The organism is Microcoleus sp. B13-B6 (assembly GCF_036705405.1).
Classification (GTDB): domain Bacteria; phylum Cyanobacteriota; class Cyanobacteriia; order Cyanobacteriales; family Microcoleaceae; genus Microcoleus.
Genome location: NZ_JAUBUJ010000002.1, coordinates 46,586 through 69,928, shown reverse-complemented (window position 1 = coordinate 69,928; position 23,343 = coordinate 46,586). Strand labels below are relative to the sequence as shown.

The 23,343-nt window shown below is 45.9% G+C and carries 18 protein-coding genes and 2 pseudogenes; 11 read left to right on the top strand and 9 right to left on the bottom strand.

The annotated features are described in order from the left end of the window. Positions 1-226: 226 nt before the first annotated feature. Entirely contained in the window at positions 227-676 is a 450-nt protein-coding gene (gene ndk / locus QUB35_RS01435) for a nucleoside-diphosphate kinase (RefSeq protein ID WP_333105548.1), read from the top strand. Between the two features lie 477 nt (positions 677-1,153). On the opposite strand, the gene QUB35_RS01430 is transcribed toward ndk, so the two are convergent. Further along, the gene (locus tag QUB35_RS01430) at positions 1,154-1,900 is read right to left on the bottom strand and encodes a creatininase family protein (RefSeq protein WP_333138668.1); all 747 of its coding nucleotides are present in this window, start codon (positions 1,898-1,900) and stop codon (positions 1,154-1,156) included. 533 nt (positions 1,901-2,433) lie between these two features. On the opposite strand from QUB35_RS01430, the gene QUB35_RS01425 reads away from it, so the two are divergent. Then, on the top strand, positions 2,434-3,174 hold the full coding sequence (locus tag QUB35_RS01425; RefSeq protein WP_333138666.1) for a response regulator transcription factor: 741 nt from the start codon (positions 2,434-2,436) through the stop codon (positions 3,172-3,174). Positions 3,175-3,300: 126 nt separating this feature from the next. Here the strand turns inward: QUB35_RS01425 and QUB35_RS01420 are convergent, their stop codons facing one another. From QUB35_RS01420 to QUB35_RS01400, 5 genes are all read right to left on the bottom strand, one after another. Then, complete coding sequence (locus QUB35_RS01420; RefSeq protein ID WP_333138663.1) at positions 3,301-3,432, bottom strand: hypothetical protein; 132 nt, start codon at positions 3,430-3,432, stop codon at positions 3,301-3,303. A gap of 191 nt (positions 3,433-3,623) precedes the next feature. Next, positions 3,624-4,379: a 4'-phosphopantetheinyl transferase superfamily protein gene (locus QUB35_RS01415; RefSeq protein ID WP_333138661.1), complete on the bottom strand. Its 756-nt coding sequence runs from the start codon at positions 4,377-4,379 to the stop codon at positions 3,624-3,626. Between the two features lie 4 nt (positions 4,380-4,383). Next, complete coding sequence (locus QUB35_RS01410; protein WP_333138659.1) at positions 4,384-4,521, bottom strand: hypothetical protein; 138 nt, start codon at positions 4,519-4,521, stop codon at positions 4,384-4,386. 3 nt (positions 4,522-4,524) lie between these two features. Beyond that, positions 4,525-5,838, bottom strand: a complete 1,314-nt coding sequence (locus QUB35_RS01405; RefSeq protein WP_333138657.1) for a dihydroorotase — start codon at positions 5,836-5,838, stop codon at positions 4,525-4,527. Positions 5,839-6,072: 234 nt separating this feature from the next. After that, positions 6,073-7,434 carry a histidine phosphatase family protein gene (locus tag QUB35_RS01400; protein ID WP_333138656.1) on the bottom strand — a complete coding sequence of 454 codons (1,362 nt, stop codon included), beginning with the start codon at positions 7,432-7,434 and terminating at the stop codon, positions 6,073-6,075. A gap of 141 nt (positions 7,435-7,575) precedes the next feature. On the opposite strand from QUB35_RS01400, the gene QUB35_RS01395 reads away from it, so the two are divergent. The 9 genes and pseudogenes from QUB35_RS01395 (at position 7,576) to QUB35_RS01355 (ending at position 17,282) form a co-directional block, all read left to right on the top strand. Beyond that, positions 7,576-7,749, top strand: a complete 174-nt coding sequence (locus QUB35_RS01395; RefSeq protein WP_333138654.1) for a hypothetical protein — start codon at positions 7,576-7,578, stop codon at positions 7,747-7,749. 133 nt (positions 7,750-7,882) lie between these two features. Beyond that, a complete protein-coding gene (locus QUB35_RS01390; RefSeq protein ID WP_333138652.1) occupies positions 7,883-9,475 on the top strand; it encodes a CPBP family glutamic-type intramembrane protease in 1,593 nt (530 codons plus the stop codon). Between the two features lie 353 nt (positions 9,476-9,828). Next, complete coding sequence (locus QUB35_RS01385) at positions 9,829-10,041, top strand: hypothetical protein (protein WP_333138650.1); 213 nt, start codon at positions 9,829-9,831, stop codon at positions 10,039-10,041. A 94-nt stretch (positions 10,042-10,135) separates the two neighbouring features. Next, positions 10,136-10,483 carry an NINE protein gene (locus QUB35_RS01380; protein ID WP_006633318.1) on the top strand — a complete coding sequence of 116 codons (348 nt, stop codon included), beginning with the start codon at positions 10,136-10,138 and terminating at the stop codon, positions 10,481-10,483. A gap of 198 nt (positions 10,484-10,681) precedes the next feature. Next, positions 10,682-11,386, top strand: a complete 705-nt coding sequence (locus QUB35_RS01375; RefSeq protein ID WP_333138647.1) for a helix-hairpin-helix domain-containing protein — start codon at positions 10,682-10,684, stop codon at positions 11,384-11,386. A gap of 205 nt (positions 11,387-11,591) precedes the next feature. Continuing rightward, positions 11,592-11,771, top strand: a pseudogene (locus QUB35_RS01370) (DUF29 domain-containing protein); the annotation flags it as partial. A 401-nt stretch (positions 11,772-12,172) separates the two neighbouring features. Next, positions 12,173-13,364: pseudogene (locus QUB35_RS01365) on the top strand (RNA-guided endonuclease InsQ/TnpB family protein). Positions 13,365-13,450: 86 nt separating this feature from the next. Continuing rightward, a complete protein-coding gene (chlG, locus tag QUB35_RS01360) occupies positions 13,451-14,461 on the top strand; it encodes a chlorophyll synthase ChlG (protein WP_333138645.1) in 1,011 nt (336 codons plus the stop codon). A gap of 238 nt (positions 14,462-14,699) precedes the next feature. Next, the gene (locus QUB35_RS01355; protein ID WP_333138643.1) at positions 14,700-17,282 is read left to right on the top strand and encodes a penicillin-binding protein 1A; all 2,583 of its coding nucleotides are present in this window, start codon (positions 14,700-14,702) and stop codon (positions 17,280-17,282) included. Between the two features lie 192 nt (positions 17,283-17,474). Here QUB35_RS01355 and QUB35_RS01350 read toward each other — a convergent pair whose 3' ends face one another. The 3 genes from QUB35_RS01350 to QUB35_RS01340 form a co-directional block, all read right to left on the bottom strand. Next, the gene (locus tag QUB35_RS01350) at positions 17,475-18,824 is read right to left on the bottom strand and encodes a 16S rRNA (cytosine(967)-C(5))-methyltransferase (RefSeq protein WP_333138642.1); all 1,350 of its coding nucleotides are present in this window, start codon (positions 18,822-18,824) and stop codon (positions 17,475-17,477) included. A gap of 136 nt (positions 18,825-18,960) precedes the next feature. Further along, positions 18,961-19,677: a Uma2 family endonuclease gene (locus QUB35_RS01345; protein ID WP_333138640.1), complete on the bottom strand. Its 717-nt coding sequence runs from the start codon at positions 19,675-19,677 to the stop codon at positions 18,961-18,963. Between the two features lie 167 nt (positions 19,678-19,844). After that, complete coding sequence (locus tag QUB35_RS01340) at positions 19,845-23,123, bottom strand: tetratricopeptide repeat protein (protein WP_333138638.1); 3,279 nt, start codon at positions 23,121-23,123, stop codon at positions 19,845-19,847. Positions 23,124-23,343: the final 220 nt, after the last annotated feature.

The following is a 23,343-nucleotide window of genomic DNA, read 5'->3' as shown; positions in this document are numbered from 1 at the left end:
GGAGATTCATCGCTGCTCAACAAAAATTTTTCTGAGAAACCCGGTTTCTTTAACCATTGGTTTTATTGGTTCTTCCCTCTTTTCTCTTCCCTCTTCTTATTCCTTCTTCCTTCTTCCGGCGGCCATCAGCCTCCAAATGACAATTTCCAATTCTCAGAATTGCCTTTAGGTGCGTTGTGAGTTACTCTATCTTTTGGATCAGTTAACACAATTATAGGAGTTAATCTTGGAACGGACTTTTTTAGCGATTAAGCCAGACGGCGTACAACGCGGACTCGTCGGCGAAATTATCGGTCGTTTTGAAGCCAAGGGCTTTAAGCTAGTTGGTATGAAGCTAATGACGGCGAGTCGCGAACTAGCGGAACAACATTATGATGTTCACAAAGAAAAACCCTTCTTTGCTGGATTGGTAAACTTTATCACTTCAGGCCCTGTAGTGGCGATGGTGTGGGAAGGCGACGGCGTTGTGGCGTCGGCGAGAAAAATCATTGGCGCAACAAATCCTCTGAATGCAGAACCTGCGACAATTCGGGGAGATTTTGCTGTCAATGTCGGCCGTAATCTGATTCACGGTTCTGATGCTGTCGAGACTGCCCGTGCGGAAATTAGCCTTTGGTTCAAGGAAGAAGAATTGAGTGCTTGGACACCTTCTTTAACTCCTTGGATTGTGGAATAGTTTTGATATTCTCCCGATTGATTAATCGGGAGATATAGCCTTTCTCAGATAGATGATATCGATTCCGGTTGCAGCGTCCGTAATTGTTGACTGTTGACTGTTGACTGTTGACTGTTGACTGTTGACTGTTGACTGTTGACAAGGGAAATATTTTACACCTAATTTCCACCTCCCAGATTCATGTGTGGAGTCAAATCTAAAATCTAAAATCTAAAATCTAAAATCTAAAATCTAAAATCGACTGACTGTTGACTGTTGACTGTTGACTTGCTGTCAAAAAAATGAAATTTGCGCCAATTATTTGTTGGCCGCTTGATTCGACTTTACGCCCGATGAATCGCCGATTTGAGATCATTCCGCCGCAGCCGGAATTGATATGAAATATCATGTGGCTGACTCACTCATCACCGTAAAATATAGAATAGTTTGAGATTTCTTCTAGTTACCAGGAGTTTCTTGATAACTAGAAAAAAAACGTTAATCGGAACTTAAAAACTCCAAATAATTATTAGTCAATTCTTTGACTGCTAATTCGTAAAACTGCTGACCTTGTTCGGGGGTTGCTAAGCCCGGATTTGAGCCCATTCTCCCGTCGGGAAATCGGCGGCGGAAGTCAGCAGCACCGAAAATTTTGTGCCCGGAAGCGACTTCTTCCGAAAGCGGAGCTTGCTTGATTGCTTCTGGATAAAGGTACTGGGTTAAGGCGATTTCGCTGGGGGTGGCGTGGGAACCTTCTTGGTTTCCGTACAATTCTTTTGCTAGTTTGTAGACTGAGCCGCACATGAACCAGTTGCCGATTTGACACTGGATTCGATCGGCATTCGGTAAATTTAAGTCAGACAAATGCGCGTAAGTCTCGGAAAATGCTGCTTTCATGGTGGCAATGTTGCCACCGTGACCGTTGATGAAGAAATATTTCTCAAATCCCGCTTTTGCCAAAGATGTGATGTAATCCCTGATTACCAGTATCAGCGTCTGCGGTCGGAGGCTGATTGTGCCGGGAAAGCTGGTGTGGTGCAAGGCCATCCCTACATTAATTGTCGGGCCGATTAAGGCATTGGCAGCTTCGCCGACACCGCGGGCGATCGCCCTGGCAGCAATGGCGTCAGTCCCGATCAAGCCGGTGGGCCCGTGCTGTTCGGTGGAGCCGATCGGGATAATTATGCCTCGGGAGCTTTCGAGATAAGCTTCTACCTCCGGCCAGGTACTCAAATGCAGCAACATGATAGGCAGTCTACATAATTTTTACTTGCTATCGTCGATCGTAGCCGGCACGGGAAGAAAAAGGAATTTGGAGCAACTTATTATTGTATTCTTAAAAAAAGCTCTACAGTGCGATCGCAACTTTACCGTTATATTACTTAACGTTAATAATTTAACCAATTGATTACCAAAATTTTACCTTTTAATAACCTTTTAAGAGTAGTATAACAAGCATATCCCTATAGATTGGGTGTTATGTGGTCAATTAACAGCGGGCAATGTTTTATGAAATTAACACCGACCCCGAAAAATGACCAGACTTCTGTGGCCTGGACACAGGCAGACAGCGCGGCTCCGGCAACTGCTCTACGGCTGTATTCCTTGCATGAGCAAGTAGCAAAGGTCGAGCGCGTGTCTGTGGGATGGACTGGCGAAGGATTCTAAGCGATCAAACAAATGGCGATCGTACAAACGATCGCAGCGCGAGAGTGCCTCAGCTACTGAAGAAGGTACCTCGCGCTAGCCACATACAAACATCACTCCCACTGATATTTATGTCTTCTGCTGAATTAAGCGAAAGTCCTTCAAGGTTGGCTGTTGGACAAGCCGGCCGTATCTTGTTATTGGAAGGTGAAGACCTGTTGCGGGAAATGCTAGCTTTAGCCCTTAAAGAACAGGGCTATGAGGTGGTGGTTACTAGCGACGGGCGCAATGCCCTGCCTTCTGTACAGGCTTCTTCGTCATACCACGGTGAATTTGCCTTCAACCTGTTAATTATGGATTCAATTAACGGTTTGGATCTGTGTCGAATGTTACGGCATCAAGGAAATCCCGTCCCTATTTTGATTATCGGTGCTAGAGGAAGTGCCAACAATTGCGCTTTTTACCTAGAAGCCGGATCGGATGATTATCTGACCAAGCCTTTTGGAATGCGGGAGTTTATCGCTCGCTGTCGGGCGCTGATGCGGCGCCAGCGCCTCAGTCGGTTACCGGAACCGAGGACGCTGCAATATAAGAGCATAACTCTGTATCCTGAAGAGTGCCGCGTGTTGGTTCGTGGTCTGGAAGTGAAATTTTCTCCTAAACAGTTTCGCTTACTAGAACTATTTATGAGTAATCCCCGGCGAGTTTGGTCTCGCGATCAGTTGCTGGAAAAAATTTGGGGTCAAGATTTTATCGGAGACAGCAAAACAGTTGACGTTCACATCCGCTGGCTGCGCGAAAAGTTGGAAATCGATCCGGGCCAACCGGAATATATCATTACGGTACGCGGGTTTGGCTATCGATTTGGTTAAATTATTAAATCAGTTGTAGAGTGGCAAATTGCAGTCGAATAGACAAATAAGGACACAACATTTTTGTGTCCTTATTTGTCTATGGAGGGTGTGCAATACAATAGCTTGGAGGTGCAACCAGTAGAGCTATTCCAGCGACTGTTGCCGTTCTCTTTTACCGTGGGCGATCGGTATAAACTCACCTCTTGCACCATTCTCAGGAACAGGCAAGATGCCTGTTCCACAAAGAGTGAATTTTCTTTCTTGTGGAACAGGCATCTTGCGTCAGCAACAGGCTTTTCGGCCTGTTCCACAAAGAGTGAATTCTCTTTCTTGTGGAACAGGCATCTTGCGCCAGCAACAGGCTTTTCGGCCTGTTCCACAAAGAGTGAATTTTCTTTCTTGTGGAACAGGCCGAAAAGCCTGTTCATAAAAAGCTTATTGAGAATGGTGCAACATCTCAGTATAAATCAAAACTCCCCCGTCCACTCCCAACAATGAAGTTTCCAGCAATCTCCTGCAACCGCAACAGCCGCCACCATATCTGAACCGGGAAATAATTCAATTAAAGACCATCTCGATGCTTCTTCGGGGTTGTCTTCAACATTTAACAGCGCTGCAGGTTCTCCTGGTGCGAGGCTGACATCAAACTGATTCAGGGGAATAGAAAGTCCTTTACCAACTGCTTTGATATAGGCTTCTTTGCGAGTCCAGCAGGTGAAAAAGGCTGTGGGTTGGAGATGTTCTGGCAGCGAAAGTAACACAGAAGTTTCTAAGGGTGAAAAAAACTTTTCAGCAATCTCCAGACAAGAAAACTTTGGATTTATGCCTTCAATATCGACACCAATATCTCGATTTTTGGTAATCGCAATTAGAGCCATGTTCCCTGAGTGAGACAAATTGAAACGCAGGGTATTTCCACCTTGGGCGACGATGAGAGAAGGTTTGCCGTAGGGATTGTAGTCAAAGCGCAAAATGTGAGAATTTATGTTAAGATAGCTACTCAGAATCGCTCTCAGCGCCCCACGACTCACAATAAATTGCGATCGATCTTTGGGAAAGTGAAAACCCTCGGCTTTTGTCCGCTCGTCGGTAGAGAGAGTCTCTTGTAAACTCTGCAAGCAAGATTCTGTTTGAGCCAGAGACACGCGCCAAACATGAATTTCGCCCAGATCCAATGTCATGTTTTGCGGTGGGGACTTCCACGAATCAAAAGCAGCAATCATGTATTTATCTTCTTTTCTGAGTCACCTCATCCAGCATTCCCAGAAACAGGCAAGATGCCTGTTCTACTTTGAGAAACAGGCAAGATGCCTGTTCTACTTTGAGAAAGATGCCTGTTCTACAACAGATGAATTTCAATTGCAAGGGTCAATTAATCCAGGTTTGTACAACTTTTCCTGCTAATTGCTGTCCCAACCAAGGCGTATTTGCCGATCGCGACTTCAGACTTGACCCGTCAACAGTCCAACTCATTGCCGGGTCGAACAAAATCAACTCAGCAGAGACTCCCGGTGCAACCGTGAGGGGGATTTGTCCGAGACAAACGGCAGGGCCTGCGCTCAAAACTCGCCACAGTTCTAAAGCCGAAAATTCGCCAGTTTCTACCAGTCCGTGCCATAGCAAAGGCAAAGCTAATTCCAAGCCGATCGCCCCCGGCGGACTATCAGCAAAAGCCACAGTTTTCTCCTCATAAGTATGCGGGTTGTGGTCGATCGCGATCGCATCAATTACCCCATCTTTCACAGCTTGAATCAGCGCTAATTGGTCGCTGAGATTGCCCAACGGCGGTTCTAGGTGTAAATTCGGATCGTAGCCCAACGAAGCAGTCAGAGCATTTTTCCCGCCGGAATCTTGAGAGTTTCCTGAAATTGCCCCGACATTCAACAGCAAGTGCATCCAAGTCACACTCGCAGTCACCGGCAAACCCCGCGCCTTCGCATCTCTAATCAATTCCACGCTGCGCGCCGTAGAAACGCGCATAATGTGTACCGGAGTTCCCGCAGAGGCCACCAACTCCAGGATTGCCGCCAAAGCCGAAGTTTCCGCACTCGCCGGAATTCCCGGTAAACCCAACCGCACCGACACCGCACCCTCCCGCGCCGCGCCATTTCCTGCTAAAGTTCGATCGCACGGCCACAAAGCCACAGACTTGCCCAAAGGCTGGATATACTCCAGCAAACGCCTCACCAGAGCCGGATTAGACAGCGGCAAACCGTCCGCAAAACCCACCACTGCACAGGAGGCCAGCTCGCCCAACTCTGCCATCTGCTGACCTTTAACGCCCGCTGTCAGCGCTCCCCAAAAATACAAGCGGGGCAGCCCAGGCGACAAATTGCGGATATATTGCTGCAACAAAGCTAAACCGGCCAAATTGTCAACAGGTGGCGAGGTATCCGGCAAAATCGCCACTCGCGTAAAACCGCCAGCCGCGGCAGCCTGCATCAAGGATTCCAGGGTTTCTCGATCCTCAAAACCCGGTTCTCCGCTGTGGCTGTAGATATCTGTTAATCCCGGCCCCAAAATCAGTCCCTGGCAATCCCGCACTTGGGTGTCAGCGGGAAACTCAGCAATTTTTTCTGCAATGGCTTCGATCTGGCCTTCGGTAATTAGAATATCAGCGATGCGATCGCTCCCTGAAACTGGATCTAGCACTCGTACATTTTGTAGCAGTTCGCGGCTCATATAACAGAAGGAAGTTCGGCAACGGATTATGTAACGGATGTAACGGATGTAACGGATGTAAAGGATAGAAAGAAGAAGGAAGAAGGAAGAAGCAATCCAGCGCATTAGTTTCAGGAATTAAGAACTTCCTAAGCGTCGGGCGCGGTTGTTATCAAAATTCAAACTTTTTTCAGGCGCGAACCCGTAGCGGTGGGCGTTCCTTCCGCTACGGGTTCGCGCTCAGCACTTTACTAATTAGAGTGCTCCGGCTGCTGTTTTGTCAAAAACGCCGCCGCTCAAATGAGTTGTGACATTCATCGCTTGTAATACCGGCAAACCATCCGGGCCGTGGGGATAATCAATCACGCTAACGGCTCCGTTTCCTTGTTTGAATTTCCAGAAATGTTCTGGTTCCAAACCGAATAGGTGGCAGAGAATAGCTTTGTTAATGGCATCGTGAGCAACGACAATTCCAGTACCAGAAACAGATTGTACAATTTCTCGCCAAGATGCGATCGCCCGCGTCCAAACTTGCTGCAAATTCTCTCCTTCGGGCATTTGGACTGTTTCTGGAGATGTTTTCCATTCCTCTAGCAAACCCGGATAGGATTCTTCTATTTCTGATTCAAACTTTCCTTCCCAAAGTCCGTGGCTGATTTCTCTCAACTCATCCCGGAGTTCGAGTTGCAAACCGCCGTGATATTGGAGAATAATTTCCGCAGTTTCTTTCGGCCGCAGCATCGAACTACTAATCGCAAAATCTAATTTTACATCCTTGAGAAATTCTGCTGCCCGCCTGGATTGTTCGCGGCCGTTATCGTTGAGAGGTACGTCTATTTGCCCCTGAAATTTACCGGCTTTATTCCAGTCGGTTTCGCCGTGACGCACCAGCAACAAGCGGGGGCCTTGGTGTCCGTCCCTCGGTTTGGGAAAAATTTCCCCGGTATGGGAAGTTAAATTCACTGACTCTAATTGAACTGCAACTTTCTTTTTTGGCTCTCCAAGTGCGTCGTTGGTAACAGGGTAAGTTCCAAAATTAATGACGCTAATTCCGCAATTTGACTGTTGAATTGATTGATAGTAATCAGGGGTAATTTCCGACGCGGTGGCGATGAGAGCGCGGTTGATTCCGTTGTGACCTACTACTAGAATTGTGCCGTCTTGGTGGCGCGATAAAAGTTCTTGCCAAAAATGACGGGCGTTAGCAAAAATTGCCAATACGGGAAAGTGTTCGATTTCTCCGTCAGCAGATGGCAGTTTCATGGAAAATTTGTCGGGCTGTTTTTGCCACTGCTGATATGCTTCGGGGAATTTGTCGATCGCATCTTGGCGCAGCATTCCTTCCCACAGAGGCAAATCGATTTCCATCAAATTATCAGTTGGCTGGAGTTGTGGCGGATTTGTCAAGCGCGACAGGATGATTTCCGCTGTTTCTTTGGCTCGTTGCAGGGGACTGGTATAGGCGGCATCAAAGGCGATACTGCTGAGTGTGTCGCCTACTTGCAGGGCGGCGCTGCGGCCTGCTTCTGTCAAAATTGATTTATCGAGGCGGCCTTGGATGCGGCGTTCTTGATTGTATGTGCTTTTGCCGTGACGGACTAAGATAATGCGAGTCATTCGATTTTAGATTTTAGATTTTAGATTTTAGATTTAGCCTGTTACGCGCTTCGGGTGCGCGGTGCGGATATTACCTCATACATCGCGGGTGGTTACTCACATCTTGCACCATTCTCAATTACTTGTTTAGGAACAGGCAAGATGCCTGTTCCACAAGAAAACTCAATTCTTTGTGGAACGGGCATCTTGCCCGTTCTTGACAATGGTGCAACATCTGAGTTATGCCGCACTACTCCTGTAGGGTGCGCCATAAGCACCGTTGGGCTAAGGTGTGAACCTTACGCATACATGGCGGAGCGAGGATTTGTGGCGTAAGTCTTGTTGAGGCGAGTCAAAAAGATGAGCCAGTGAAATTTTACCAGTTGTCGGGATACTCTCGTCTGCAACGACCTATGATTAAAGACGGAAAAGATTTAGCCACGGATTCGCGCGGGACGGAAAAGCAGGAATGACACTGAAGCGGGTTATTTTAGGTATTTTAACGGCGATCGCGATCGCCCTGGTCGGTTTATCTTTACTTGCTAGTTGGAATCAGCCGCAAATTCAAAGCCGGCTGGAACTCTACCAGACAAATTTGCTGCTGCACGCCTCGGAGTGGCAAGGAGAAAATAATCAGAGTGATAATTTAAGTTCGGCGCGCACCAATATTGTCGGTGCAGATCCTTTAAATACGGCTTTGACGCAATATCAAGAAGCGCGAGACTCGACTCGCAAAACTCTCGAAACATCTCAAGCACAAGTTAAAGAAATTCAGTCTGCCATTGCCTCTAAGTCGGAGGACAATACTCTGAATTTGGCTCAAAATAAGGCGGCGTCCGAGTCGATAAAGCAACAGTCAGTGCTGCTAAATGAACTTGACTTGCGATTGGGAATTTTGCAGGCAAGCAGTGGCAAAACTGAGGCAGCTCTGCAAACTTGGAAAAATTTAGTTGAGCGCTACAAAACTAAAAGTGATGATGATTCTTCGGTGGAAACTGCTCAAGTTTTAACGGGAATTTGGAGCAATCAGGCTCAACTGCTGCCGGATGCTGAGCCGAGCATTCAAAAGTCTTTGGATGGCTGGTTTCGCTATCGCGCTCTAGCTCAACTTTACAAGCTGCAAGAACGTTCTAAAGAGCTGGCGGCGCTGCAAGCAGCAGAGCAAGTAACGGCCCAGCAAGCTGTAGAAAAGTTGGCAATTATAGTGGGCGTTCCGGCGATCGCACTTTGTATTGGCACGGTTTTGTTGGTTGGTTTGACCGTGCAGTGGTTGTTGCAGCGGAAGCAGTTAGATACAGCAGGTTCCGGCCCGGTGTTGGCGCGAAATGCGAGCTTGACTTGGGATGTGCCTTGGGACGGCGAGATTGTTTGGCAGGTGCTTGTAGTCGGCTTTTTCTTTGTCGGGCAAATCTTGATTCCCTATTTGTTGCTGCCAGTTTCTCTGGCTGTTTTAAAACTCAACCCAGCTACTTTTGACCCGCGCGAGAAGGCTTTTTATATCTTTGCTACTTATTTGTTGCTGTCGGCTGGGGGGCTTTCGGTACTGTATTTTTCGGTCAAGTCTTTTTTGCCTTTGCCGGAAGGTTGGTTTCGGATTAATTGGCGGGGAAGTTGGTTTTTGTGGGGTTTTGGCGGCTATTTTGTTGCTTTGCCTTTGGTAGTTTTGGTGTCGCTAATTAATCAGCAATTGTGGCAGGGACAAGGTGGCAGTAATCCGATTTTGCCGATCGTTCTCGAAGGTAGGGACAACGTGGCTTTGGCGGTGTTTTTCGGCACTGCTGCGATCGCGGCTCCGGTTTTTGAGGAAATTGTGTTTCGGGGCTTTCTACTGCCTTCTCTGACTCGCTATTTGCCTGTTTGGGGGGCGATCGCAGCTTCTGCTTTCTTGTTTGCTGTGGCTCACTTGAGTGTCTCTGAGATTCTGCCTTTGGCGACTTTGGGTGCGGTTTTGGGGTTTGTGTACACGCGATCGCGCAATCTACTTGCTCCTATGCTTCTGCACAGTCTCTGGAATAGCGGTACTCTTTTGAGTCTGTTTCTTTTGGGCGGCGGCGCGAGTTAATTCGGACGGTTGTTAATAATTGTGAATTAATCGAGTTTTTTTGACAGTTTTCGTGGGGGCGATCGACTCTTGCCAAAAACAGCAGTAGGATGTTCGGTGCGCCCCTGATATCTAGCCCGCTAAAATAACCGGAATTTCATTAGGGACGGGTTCACCCTAATCTGTAATCTCAGCCACAGATCCAGATAGACCCGCCCCGGTCGCTTATTTTAGCGGAAAAACAGGGTTTAACATGGAAGTAATATCTTATTGGCTGAGGATTGAGAGACTCACCGGGGCGATCGAACCAAGCGGAAGTTGACAATCCGGCTAATTTATAGGTAAATTTTAATTTAGGATGAGGCTTAAACCCCATGAGCAATTTGAACAGCCACAAGTTAGAGGGAACGCCGAGTTGGATGCGTTTCGCACCCTACGCAGCCTTGGGTCTGTTAATATTTTCTTTCAATTCAGGCAGCGAACTCAATTATTTCTTGAGAGGCTACTTGGTGATTATGCAGGCTCAAGTCGGTATAGTTCTGCTGTATTTGGCGATGTCTAAGTTTCGCAAAAACCCAAATAAATGAGTAAAAATTAGTAAGATTACTGAACTCGATCGTTAAAGGTAGAGATTTAAAGGTCGATCGCGGAAGTTAAAATAAAAAACTGGGGAAAGTAAAAATGGTAAAAGATAAAAGCGTAGCAGTTGTGTTAGCTTTCTTTGTAGGAGGTTTCGGAGTTCACAAATTTTATTTGGGCAATAACTTAGCAGGGGTATTATACTTGCTATTTTCTTGGACATTAATTCCGTCAGTTATCGCATTTTTCGATTTTATCGGCCTGCTGCTGATGTCGGAACAAGCTTTTCAGGTTCAGTACAATGGCGGTACGTTGCCGTCGGGGTATGCCCTCAGAGCGGCAAAAGATGTAACCGGGGCGATCGGCGAATTAAAAAAACTTTACGATATGGGCGCAATTACGGCCGAAGAATATGAAGAAAAACGCCAAAAACTGCTCCGAGAATTGTAATTAAGAAGGCAGAAGGCAGAAGGCAGAAGGCAGAAGGCAGAAGGCAGGAAGAAGGAAGTTCGGCAACGGATTATGTAACGGATGTAACGGATGTCAGTCCGATGGAAGTCGGAAGAAGGAAGAAGGAAGCCCACTATTAAAAAAGTGGGAGTGAAATAAGTAAGTGTGAGAGCACAACTATTTAAGGATAAAATTAAAGTGTCTCAAGATTTATACTGGCTGCGTCAAACTCCAAACTGGGTGTGGTATTCTTTTATTCCCTACTTCGGCGGATTGGCGATCGCCTATGCAGGCCAAAAGTCAAATATTCGCAGTTGGATGGGATGGGGTGTTGCCATTACTTTAGCAGCACTAGCGGTATCTTCTTCAACTAATTTGGGTACGATCGTTTGGATTGCTCAAATTGTCACTGCTTTTAGTTTGAAAAAGCGCTATCTGATCAAAACTGCACCCAGAGGTTTATTGGTTCCTGCAAGTCCGACGAATGCCGAAGAACTGGCAAACGTGCGCGGCAAAATAGATATTAATGAGTGTACCAAAGACGATATGGTCAGAATCTTGGGTTTGCCGATCGTCTACGCCAACGATATTGAATCTTTGCAAAACGAAGGCTACATTTTTACCCACGCCGAAGAGTTATCAGAAATAGCCGGAGTTCCCGAAAGTCACGTCCGACGCATCGCCCCGATGATTTGCTTCAGCTACAATTATCAAAAAGAATTGCAGTTTACTTGGAAACGGTTAAATATTCTTTCGCCGGAAGAGTTAATCGCCAGCGGTTTAGATCGATATGTTGCGGAAAAAATAGTTAGAGAAAGGCAGAGAAAAGGCGCTTACAAATCAGTTGTAGAAGTAAAGCGGCGGACGGGACTGCCTTTTGATTCATACCGCCATATTTGTTAATTTACAGTTGTTAGCACGAACAGCTTATCACAACAAAATTAGAAGTTTAACGACAAAATTTGTCGAAGTGAACGCCGGAGTGGAAAAAGTAATCGGGTGGTAATTCTCCTGGACTTGCTTAAGTGGCAATTTCAACCGGATCAAAGAAGTGGTACCATCTCTAAAATCTAAAATCTAAAATCTAAAATCTAAAATCGATTGAGGGATTGAAACCACTGTGGAAAAGTTGCGGGTTCGCGACTATTCAAACATCGACTGGGAAAATCTGATTGCAGAAATAGAAGACATGGGGCGAAGTGAATGCCGGAGTTTAGAGAGTAATCAGGTGGTAATTCTCCTGCACTTGCTCAAGTGGCAATTTCAACCGGATCAAAGAAGTGGTACCATCTCTAAAATCTAAAATCTAAAATCTAAAATCGATTGATTTTCTGGCAGATGAGATGATTCAAGGGTAGTATGGCAAAAAACTCGATCGCCTCCTGGTAATTGACATTAAATGCACCGGCTGGCAAAAATCTCCCCCTGCAGGCGGGCAAGCGCGAAATTATAAAAAAAGTATTTATAGCAATCCTAAGTGATTTTCTAGATATGTAAAATCTGAAAGTCTTGCTATATAAGAAGTCTAGGAAGACAAGAAGGCGTGGTGTTGTGAGACTCAGATCGGATTGCTATATCAAAAAACTGGGTTTAAAACCCCGTCCTTCTAGGACGACTTTTATGTAAACTTTTGTTGTACCACCTCTTACTTTGTGCCAGATGATGTAGCATAAGGTGGGAGGTAAAACAATGCTAGTCTTCGAGTTAAAAGCTTACGGAAAATCAAGCCAGTTCACGGCAGTAGACGAAGCAATTCGCACTGCCCAGTTTGTTCGCAATAGTTGTTTACGCTATTGGATCGACAACAAAAAAGTGAACAAGTACGATTTGAACAAATACTGTGCGGTATTGGCAGCATCGTTTCCGTTTGCTGATGAACTCAATTCGCAGGCTAGGCAAGCTAGCGCCGAACGTGCTTGGTCTGCTATCTCCCGATTCTCCGACAACTGTAAAAAAGGAACTCCCGGCAAAAAAGGGTATCCAAAATTCCAGAAAGACTGTCGTTCTGTCGAGTATAAATCGACTGGCTGGAAACTTGCAGACGACAGGAAATCGATTAAATTTAGCGACAAAAAAGGAATTGGCAAGCTCAAGCTAAAAGGTACACGCGATCTGCACTTCTACCAAATCAACCAAATTAAACGGGTTCGATTAGTAAAACGTGCAGACGGTGTATACGTCCAATTCTGTATCGATGTCGATAGAAAGGAAAACACGGAGCCCTCTGGCAATACCATCGGACTAGACGTTGGGTTGAAAGAATATTACACCGATTCAAACGGAGTTACGGTGGAAAATCCTAGATTCCTGAGAAAAGGTGAGAAAGTTCTCAAGCGTTGTCAGCGTCGCGTATCCAGAAAAACTAAAGGTTCCAAAAATAGAGGCAAAGCTAGACAGATTTTAGGTAAGCAGCATCTCAAAATAAGTAGACAACGCAAAGATCATGCAATAAAACTTGCACGGTGCGTAGTGAGCGTCAAGCGACTTGATAGCCTACGAAGATTTGAGAATCAAGAATATGGTGCAAAATCATTGCTTAGCTAAGTCTATTAACGACGCATCTTGGTATCAGTTCCGCATCTGGCTTGAATATTTTGGAAAAGTATTTGAGCGGGTAACGGTTGCGGTAAATCCGCAATATACCAGCCAAGAATGCTCTAACTGCGGAGAAGTTGTTAAGAAAACGCTGTCCACAAGAACGCACGTCTGCAAGTGCGGGTGTACCTTGGATAGAGATTTCAATGCAGCCAAAAACATCCTAAGTCGAGGATTGGGTACGGTAGGGCATACCGGAACCTTTGCACTTGATGCAAGTAACGCTTTGGGAGAATCAATCTCTACTTTGGCTGGAGAAATCCTGTCTCAGCAAATTGACTCGTAGATCAAAGAATCTCTGTGGCTTTAGCCCGGAGAGTGTCAATGAAATGCAAAACGACACAATAGTAGCAGTACCGCTAACATCAAATTATGTCTGACTCTCCTCCATCCCAAATCTCCCCAGAAGCTGCACCGGAAAGTGTTGCTACCGAAAACCGCAGTGCCAAAACTAGGCAACTGTTGGGCATGAAAGGGGCAGCTAGCGGGGAAACTTCCATCTGGAAGATTCGCTTGCAATTGATGAAACCGATTACCTGGATTCCCTTAATTTGGGGCGTGGTGTGCGGGGCGGCGTCTTCTGGAAACTATGTGTGGAACCTAGAGAATTTCTTGATCGCAGCCGCTTGTATGTTGATGTCAGGGCCGTTGTTGACCGGGTACACTCAAACTTTGAACGATTTTTACGATCGCGACATCGACGCCATTAACGAACCCTACCGTCCGATTCCCTCCGGTATCATCTCGATTCCCCAAGTAGTAACGCAAATATTGGTATTATTAGCCGCTGGCATTGGGGTGGCTTATGCTCTAGACTTGTGGGCGGGTCATGAATTCCCGATAATGACTGTTTTGACTCTCGGTGGCGCGTTTCTAGCTTATATCTACTCTGCGCCCCCGCTGAAACTCAAGCAGAATGGCTGGTTGGGAAATTATGCCCTGGGTGCTAGCTACATTGCCCTGCCTTGGTGGGCGGGTCAAGCTTTGTTTGGTACACTAGATCCCACGATTATGATCTTGACCCTGTTTTACAGTTTGGCAGGGCTGGGGATTGCGATCGTCAACGATTTCAAAAGTGTTGAGGGCGATCGGCAATTAGGGTTAAAATCTTTGCCAGTGATGTTTGGCATCAGCACCGCAGCTTGGATTTGCGTGTTGATGATAGACATCTTTCAAGCTGGGATTGCAGGCTACCTGATCAGCATCCACCAAAACCTTTACGCTGTCATTCTGCTGCTGCTGATAATTCCCCAAATTACTTTTCAGGATATGTACTTTTTGCGTAATCCCCTGGAAAATGATGTTAAATATCAGGCAAGTGCTCAGCCTTTCCTGGTTTTGGGTATGCTGGTAGCAGCCTTGGCACTGGGTCATGCGAGTTAAGCAGAGTTTTGAGGTTTGAGTTAAAAAATTTTGAATTCAAAAAATCTAATTCACTTCTCAAAAAAATACCAAGCTCTGCATTGTTAAGAAAAGTTTTGAATTTGAGTTTTGAATTAAAAAGTTTTTAATTCAAAAAATCTAATTCAAGGCAGCGGGTTATTCAAGAAAAAATGTCGAATTAAAAATTAAGAATTAAAAAAGCTAGCTTTTTTCAATTCTTAGTTTTTAATCGGACTTGATGAGGTGTGAAGGTCTGAACGTGGCAGAATTTTTCTCAAATATCAAAGATACATTGAGCAAAGTCACTAACGCAATAAGCGGTAATTCCGATCGAGAACCGCCGAAGCCTGCGAAGGGCAATAAGCTCAACTCGCCGGAATCGGAGGCGGAATTTTATACAGGGACAACGGCCCAAAGATCGGAGTATGTGGTATCAGAAGATGCTGCACCTCTAGAAGAGTCTGAATTAGAATCAGAATATTTAGAATCAGAATATTTAGAACCAGAATACGCTCGATATCCAATAGTCAACCGCAGGTGGGAAGGGTTGAGGCGCTTAATCGCTTGGTTGGAAATTGAACCTCAAGTTACCAGCTTGCAAACCAAGGGAAAAGAATTGTTGCGGCCGGGATTAAGTTTGCTGGGAACTAAATCACCCAAAAAATCGGATAGTAGCCAATTGCGGGAAAATAGCGCACCGCAGAACACCGAACTGCAGAGACATACGGAACTACAGGAAATTAGCGCACCGCAGGAAAATAGCGCACCGCAGGAAAATCCTAAAAAACGGATCTCCCGTCGCCCTAGATTTTGGATAAGTTTAGGTGTGGCCAGTATAGGCGGGGGCGCTTTAATCTACGGTTTATGGATTTTGTACACCTTAGACAAAGGTTTGCCGGATGTTAACGATTTGTCGGCCTTTAACCGCGACGGGACACTGACAATTAAGGCGGCAGATAATACGATTTTGTTGCAGTCGGGGCCTGCAACTAGAGATAAACTGAAACTTCAAGAAATTCCCGAAATGTTGGTTAAAGCTTTTATTGCCATAGAAGACCGCCGTTTTTACCAACATCGCGGGGTGGATTATCAAGGTATTGTGCGATCGATTGTTTCTAATTTGATAGCAAGAGATTTAGTGCAGGGCGGCAGTACAATTACCCAACAATTGGCTCGCGTTGTTTTTCTCAATCAGGAAAGAAGTATTAGGCGGAAGGTTCGGGAAGCTCTTTTAGCTCAAAAAATAGAGCGGGAGTTGAGTAAAGACCAAGTTTTAGAAAGATATTTAAATCTGGTTTATTTGGGTTCGGATGCCTACGGAGTGGCAGATGCAGCTTGGGTTTTCTTTAGCAAAACAGTCGATAAATTAACTTTGGCCGAGATGGCAACTTTGGCGGGCTTGCCGCCGGCACCGAGCGAATATTCGCCTTTGGTTAATCCCGATATTGCTAAGAAACGCCGCAATCTGGTGCTGCAACAAATGCAGGAAGCAAAGGTAATTACAGAGGTTCAGGCGAAGGAGGCGATGGCGGAACAGATCGCCGTTAAACCAAGTCCGCCGAAGCGATTTAAAGTAGTCGCGCCTTATTTTGCTAGTTACATTCGGAAGGAATTGCCGCGCTATGTTTCTCAGGATGCTTTGGAAGCTGGCGGTTTGACTGTCGAGACGACGGTGGATTTGAAGTGGCAGAAAATAGCGGAAAAGGTGGTTAAAGATGCGATCGAAGTTGATGGCCGCCGTCAGGGTTTTGAACAGGCGGCTTTAGTTTCTATGGACACTAAGACTGGGGAAGTTAAGGCGCTGGTAGGAGGTGGAAATTTTAAGGAAAGTCAGTTTAACCGTGCTACGCAGGCTTTGCGGCAGCCCGGATCGACGTTTAAAGGGTTGGTTTACGCAGCAGCGATGGCGGCTGGTTTTTCTCCCTATGACAGTTACGAAGACGAACCAATTATTATCGACGGCTATCAACCGAATAATTATGGCAAAAAATTTAGCGGTTGGCGATCGATCTCGGATGCTTTGACGAGTTCGGTGAATGTCGTAGCTGTGAAGGTGTTGATGGATGTGGGGTTTGAACCGGCGATAAAATTAGCCAACGATATGGGAATTAAGTCGAAATTGAGTCCGATTTATTCCTTGGCTTTGGGTTCTTCGGAGGTGAATTTGCTGGAGTTAACCAATGCTTACGGTACTTTAGCATCGCAAGGGAATTTTATTGAAGCCCACGGAATTAAGCGGGTGATTAATCAGCGGGGAGATGTGATTTATCAGGCGAATTTTAAACCGAAGCGGGTTTTGGATAAGGATAGTGCTGCGATTACTACTTGGATGTTGGAGGGTGTGGTGCAAGACGGTACGGGGGGGCCTGCGGCTTTAAACGATCGCGCTGTAGCCGGCAAAACCGGTACTTCGGAAAATGTCAGGGATTTGTGGTTTATTGGTTACATTCCACAGGTTGTGACTGGGGTTTGGCTAGGGAATGATGACAATTATCCCACCTGGGGAACTAGCGGTACGGCGGCCTATAATTGGCGCGATTTTATGAGTCAAGCTGTTAAGGGAATGCCGGTTGAGAAGTTTCCGAAGTTGCCGGAGTTGGAGGGCCGCAAACGCAGTATTAAGCCCAAACCGGTGGAGCCTAAGAGGATTATTCGCGGGATGATTGTGAATGAGGATGGTGCGATCGTACCGTACAATCCTAATCCTGAACCGAAGTATTACCCACCGCAAGAGCCGGCTTATCAAGAGCCAGCTTATCAAGAGCCGGCTTATCAAGAGCCTGCTTATGAAGAGCCAGCTTATCAAGAACCGGCTTATTAAACTATCGGTTTGGAGTAAGGACTTTATACCAATTTAATGTGAAGTTGCACATATCTCGATCCCCCTCGCATCCCCCTTAAGAAGGGGGACGAAAGATCGGAATCTTGTCCCCCCCTTAGTAGGGGCGGTGCCCCCGTGCCCGCCCTTGGCTAGGGGGGATCGGATTCTACGGGGCCTCATAAAAAATTGGTATTACTCGTTTTTTAATTGCTTTAGCCTCACCATAAAAAAGCCGTCCATGTGATGTCTGTGCGGCCACACTTTCACCCATCCTTCGGGTGATGGCTGTACGGGTAAATCAATTGTTGGCGGTTCTATTTCCCAGTGAGGATTGTTGTCTAAGAACGATCGAATAACAGTTTCATTTTCCAAGGGATGAATTGTGCAAGTTGCATAAACTAATACGCCGCCGGACTTGACAAATGTCGCTGCATTTGCTAGCAATTCCGATTGCAGTTGAGATTGTTGTTGAATGTTTTCGGGCGTGTGATGCCAGCGGGCGTCGGCGCGGCGGTGGAGGGTTCCGAGGCCAGAACAAGGTGCGTCTAGTAAAACTCTGTCTGCGAGGTTGACAAACTCTGGGAAATGGCGGCTGTCTCCGGTATGAATTTTAATAGATTTCATCTGGAGTCTGTCTGCATTTTCTTTAAGTTTTTTGAGTCTGCTGGCGGTTTTGTCGCAGGCATAAATTGTCCCTTCATCCTGCATTAATTCGGCGCTGTGGGTGGTTTTTCCCCCCGGCGCGGCGCAGGCGTCGATAATAGTTTCCCCTGGCTGGGGCGCTAGTAAATGGGTGACTAATTGAGCGCTGCTGTCTTGGATTGTCCACCAACCTTCGCTGTATCCGGGGAGGTTTTGAATTGCGCCGATGCTGCCATTTAGTCTTAATGCTTGGGGCAAGTTGGGGATTCTGCTAGTTGAGATGTTGTGGGATTTGAAGGCGGTTTCAATTTGGGCGATCGAGCTTTTTAAGGGATTGATTCTCAGGTCAATTGTGGGGGATTGGTTGAACCATTCACAGAGTTGTTCGGTTTCGGTTTCGCCTATTTGTTCGATCCACAATTTTACCAACCATTCGGGGAAGCTGTGCAGAATTCCTAGGCGTTCGACGGTTGATTTATAATTCGTAACTGTTAATGGGTTTAAGTTATTATCTGTTAAACGGATGTATTGGCGCAACAAACCGTTGACAAAACTGCTGAGTCCTGAAAATCCGTTTTCTTTTGCTAGTTGAACGGTGGTGTTGACGGCGGCGGAGGGGGGAATCTGGTTGAGATATTCGAGTTGATATAAACCTAAATGTAAGATGGTGCGGAGTTCTGGCGGTTGTTGGGAGGATTTCTTTGTTGCTAGTTTGTCGATGATGAAGTCGATCGATCGCATTCTCCTGACGCTACCGTAAACTAATTCTGTCACTAAACGCCGATCGAGGTCGTTGAGTTGAGAATTGCTGAAAGCGCGATCGAGTGCGGCATCTGCGAATGCACCGCGGCGGTGGACTTCGCGGAGTGCGAGAAAGGCTATTTGGCGGGGATTTTGCATGGGGAATTGTTGATATGTCAAGTTATTATAGGTGATTCAAATACCCGACGGTTGAAACCGCGTCTACACAGACAAAACTCGCCTTCGCTAGTTGAAGAAACCTAACGGTTTAAACCGCCGGTGGTCTCTAAAAGTTTCAAATTTCCTCTGGATTGATGCCCATTTCTCGCAATTTCTCGGATAGGCGATCGGCTTTTTGCTGTGCTAACTCTTTATCTTGCCGTTCTTGTTCCATTTGTTGCTGTGTTAGTTCCATTTGTCGCTGTGCTGATTCTTGTTGTCTTGACAACTCCACATAAGACAAAAACTTCTGTCCATCAGGCCGATAAATTTCCAAGTCTCCCGATTCAGTTTGAAAACGGATCTGCAAACGCGGACTCACCCAACCATCCATTAATTCAATATAGTTGAGTTTTCCATCAGAACGCAGCCAACCAATTAATTCATTATCCTCTGGACTGTAGACATAATATTCTTCGACTCCATAATCCTGGTAGAAATTAAACAGCTTAAACAGTGCTCCGATTCGATTTCCGGGCGAGAGGATTTCAAAGACTACTTGCGGGGCGATATTATCTTCAAGCCACTGTTGGTAGGAACCTCTGTAACCTTTCGGCCTGCCAAACACTACCATCGTATCAGGTGCTTGGCGAGTTTTGTTATCTCCTTCCACGGGATACCACAGCAAATCACCTGCTACAAAGACATTTTCGTTGTCTTTGTATAAGGCATCTATTCCGCCTTGAATGGTGACAATTAGTTCAAACTGTTTTGTATTGTCTGACATGGGTTTGCCGTCGCTGTCTGGGTAGATGATTTCTACTGAGGTTTTAGTTGGAATTGTTGCGGTCATGGGGATGAGTCCTTTGCTAGTATCATCAATTTCTATTTTATACCTATTTTATAGGACTTACCCACGGGACCCAGAAACCTGTTTTTTTTACGAAAATACTTCGTTCGTACTCGAAGATTAGGTAAAAAACCCGGTTTCTTTGTCGGAGTGCGTAAGTCCTGTTTTACTTATTCGGGTTTTGTTGACACCAACGGTTCTAATAAATTGCGTTCTTCAATGGGAAGTTCTAGCAAAACTCGTCTGTCGCCCTTGGTTTCCTTATAGCGGACAGCCGCTTTCAGCAGGCGGATGGGAATTTGAAATTCTTCGTACTTGCTGGTTAATTCTTGCCACAATTCTAACCAAGTGCGTGCGGCTTTGTCGCTTACCATTTCTGACATTAGCGCGGGGATGTTTCGCACAATCCCATTTCCTAATATTGAGAGACATTTGTGTTTTTCGTAAACTGCAATTAGGCTGATAATGCGAGTTTTAGTTATCGGCTCGTGCGTGTTTGCAAATAGGTTGCGGGTAATTAAATTGGCATCTTCAGAACTAACTTCCTCGTCTGATTCAATGCGTTGGAATGCGTCGTCTAAGGCGGCGAGGCCTTCATCCCAACGATTTAATCCGAGAATGGCAATGGCGCGATGGAAGAAGACATATGAATATCGATCGCCAAGTTCGATCGCTTTGTCGCAAGATATTAAAGCTTCTTCATAGCGGCCGAGATTATCCAGCGTCCAGCCTCGGCTAAACCAAGCCGACTTATAATTGGCATCAAGTTCGATCGCTTTGTCGTAAGATGCTAAGGCTTCTTCATACCGTCCGAGGTTGTTGAGTACACTGCCTTGAAGATGCCAAATACTTGCACGATTGGGGTCAAGCTCGATCGCTTTGTCGTAAGATACTAAGGCTTCTTCATAATGATCGAGGTGATTAAGTACAAAGCCTCGGTCAACCCAAACCGAGTTATAATCGAGTTCAAGCCCGATCGCTTTGTCGTAAGATAATAAGGCTTCTTCATACCGTCCGAGGTTCTGGAGTACATGACCCCGAAGATACCAACTGCTCGCACGATCGGATTCAAGCTGGAGCGCTTGGTCGTAAGATGTTAAAGCTTCTTCATAACGTTCAAGGTTGTCTAGTACACTGCCTCGAAGATGCCAAATACTCCCACGATTGGGTTCAAGCTCGATCGCTTTATCGCAAGATGCTAAAGCTTGTTCATAGCGTTCAAGATTTTTGAGTACATAGCCTCGCATACACCAAGTAATTGCATGACTGGATTCAAGCTCGATCGCTCTATCTAAGGATGCTAAAGCTTCATCGTAGCGTTTGAAGTGGTTGAGTACAGAGCCTCGATTGTTCCAACTCCACACATCATTGGGGTCAAGCTCGATCGCTTTGTTGTAGGATGCTAAAGCTTCATCATAACGTTCAAGGTCGTCAAGTACACTGCCTCGACTTTCCCAAACCGACGCATCATTGGGATCAAGCTCGATCGCTTTGTTGTAAGATACTAAGCTTTCTTCAGAGCGTCCGAGGTTTTCAAGTACACTACCTCGACTGTCCCAAACCGACGCATCATGGGGGTCAAGCTCGATCGCTTTGTCGTAAGATACTAAGGCTTTTTCATAGCGTTCAAGGTTGTTGAGTACAATGCCTCGCATATGCCAAATAATCGCACGATTGGGTTCAAGCTCGATCGCTTTGTCGCAGGACGCTAAGGCTTCTTTATAGCGATCGAGCTTGTAGAATACACTGACTTGCATCATCCAAGCTTCCCAATCATTGGGGTCTAGCTCGCTCGCCCGATCTAAGGATTCTAATGCTTCATCATAACGTTCGAGTTTGTGCAAGCAACTTGCTTTTTCCAACCAATCATGTGCCTGACCGCGAATTGCCAACAGTTTATTTGCTATATTCAAAGCCGAAACATAGTCTTTCTTCTCTTTTAAATTTTCAATTTCCTGCACGTAAGCTGCCACGCGAAGGTTTTCATAATCATCTGCTTCTCTTGCCTGAAGTGCACGCAGCAAATATTCTTGCTCAACTACAGCATTAGGCGGTAGTCTTTCCAGATTGAGATGATAATTCAAATGACTTTTTTCAGAGCTATTATCAACTAGCTGTTTCCCGATAGGAGTAAATCTTATGCCCTTACCTTTTGGGAATGGTATAATCACCTCCTGAACCGGATGGGATGACCTTCGATCTACCCTAGCTACTGCCATATAATTTTTGGGAAATGGTATTACTCCCAAGGTATACAATCGCTGTTTCAGCTCTTCTTGCGTGTACCACAACCGCAAAAAATCCACAATCAAACTAATCGGCTCGCCCCGATGCTTCTTCACATCCATGCAAAAGCGCATCAGCACTTCTTGAAGTTCATAATACGACTCGCGCCCGATCGACTCGCTCGTCACATAACCCATTCCCGACAGTTGTTTGAGTTGGCTGGATGCTGTCTGATGCGTCATAAAACAGCGTTGGGCAATCTCTTTAACCATCACAGCCCCGCGCCGATCGCACAAAAATTCAACTATCTTTCGTTGCTGCGGCGAAAGCCACGCCATCCGCGCCTGATAGTACGGTGTCAATTCATCCAGCGTTTGCAAAAACGGTTTTACCAGTCGATCGAGCGAGTCGCGGGTCAAAAATTCCGCAAAAATCATATAAACGCGGTGGTTGCCGCCAGCCAAGTGATGGATTGCTTCAATTCGAGAACGTCCCTTTGGCGTTTCTATGAATAACTCTAGTTCTTTGTTGTCCTCTAATTTAGCGATATTTTTCAATAAGCCGACAACTTGCTCTAAATTTAGCTTTTCTAAATAATGGAGATTGAAAAAGTTGTAGAAAGGCGCTTTTTTATTGTCAATTCCTTTGAATAAATGCTGAGATGTCGCGAAAATCGTACAGAAATGATAAGTTTCTAAATAGTCTCGGAATTGCTGCTGCCCGCTGTCGCCCAACCCTTCAAACAAGTCATCCAAATTTTCTACAAGTAAAAGCAGAGTGCGCTCGGCCGCAAAATCTTTCAGCAATTCTGCTGCTTTCTGTTGAGCGGTATCGGGTAATTCACCGTAAAGCGATTCTACCCGATCGAACAATTCAGCCTTGTATTCAGCCGGATATTCTGATTGGAGCGATCGCAAAATTCGCAGGAGCAAATCGAGAAACGACGTGACGCCCCACTCTTCCTCCCGCAACCAAGCAATCAGCACTTTTTCCCGCAAATCCTCCATTTTGGAAACGCGGTGATACATTAGCGAGACTAAGTGCGTCTTCCCAATACCTCGCATCCCAATCAATAGGTGATGCTGCTCGATCGGCTGGAGGATGCTCAACCGGATTGACTCGACTAGCTCGTTTGCCAAATCGTGACGCTGCACCAACATCTCCTCTAAATCTTCGTGCTTCATCAGACTGGGCGTGAAGCGAGAAACAAGTGTACCTTTCATACTGTCAACCCCCTGGATAGTAACTGGGAACGAGAAATTCTGGTTGATACGTTTTCCATGAAATGCTTGTTATACAAGGCTTTTGAAGTTGGTACGTCTAATTTACCATATATTTAAAAAATGTACGTTATTTGTATTGTATATTTTTTAAAGCAGTGTTAGACTGCCCTTAACAAGCAAACAAGCGCCCCTAGCTGTTACTAGAGACGCTTTCGATCGC

Coding starts and splice junctions, on each gene's coding strand:
- QUB35_RS01430 (WP_333138668.1), bottom strand. CDS start 1,900: ATGTTGCTGCATTTGAGTACCTGGCCGGAGGTAGAAGCTTATCTCGAA.
- QUB35_RS01425 (WP_333138666.1), top strand. CDS start 2,434: ATGTCTTCTGCTGAATTAAGCGAAAGTCCTTCAAGGTTGGCTGTTGGA.
- QUB35_RS01420 (WP_333138663.1), bottom strand. CDS start 3,432: ATGCCTGTTCCACAAGAAAGAAAATTCACTCTTTGTGGAACAGGCATC.
- QUB35_RS01415 (WP_333138661.1), bottom strand. CDS start 4,379: ATGATTGCTGCTTTTGATTCGTGGAAGTCCCCACCGCAAAACATGACA.
- QUB35_RS01405 (WP_333138657.1), bottom strand. CDS start 5,838: ATGAGCCGCGAACTGCTACAAAATGTACGAGTGCTAGATCCAGTTTCA.
- QUB35_RS01400 (WP_333138656.1), bottom strand. CDS start 7,434: ATGACTCGCATTATCTTAGTCCGTCACGGCAAAAGCACATACAATCAA.
- QUB35_RS01395 (WP_333138654.1), top strand. CDS start 7,576: ATGCCTGTTCCACAAGAAAACTCAATTCTTTGTGGAACGGGCATCTTG.
- QUB35_RS01390 (WP_333138652.1), top strand. CDS start 7,883: ATGACACTGAAGCGGGTTATTTTAGGTATTTTAACGGCGATCGCGATC.
- QUB35_RS01385 (WP_333138650.1), top strand. CDS start 9,829: ATGAGCAATTTGAACAGCCACAAGTTAGAGGGAACGCCGAGTTGGATG.
- QUB35_RS01380 (WP_006633318.1), top strand. CDS start 10,136: ATGGTAAAAGATAAAAGCGTAGCAGTTGTGTTAGCTTTCTTTGTAGGA.
- chlG (WP_333138645.1), top strand. CDS start 13,451: ATGTCTGACTCTCCTCCATCCCAAATCTCCCCAGAAGCTGCACCGGAA.
- QUB35_RS01355 (WP_333138643.1), top strand. CDS start 14,700: ATGAGGTGTGAAGGTCTGAACGTGGCAGAATTTTTCTCAAATATCAAA.
- QUB35_RS01350 (WP_333138642.1), bottom strand. CDS start 18,824: ATGCAAAATCCCCGCCAAATAGCCTTTCTCGCACTCCGCGAAGTCCAC.
- QUB35_RS01345 (WP_333138640.1), bottom strand. CDS start 19,677: ATGACCGCAACAATTCCAACTAAAACCTCAGTAGAAATCATCTACCCA.
- QUB35_RS01340 (WP_333138638.1), bottom strand. CDS start 23,123: ATGAAAGGTACACTTGTTTCTCGCTTCACGCCCAGTCTGATGAAGCAC.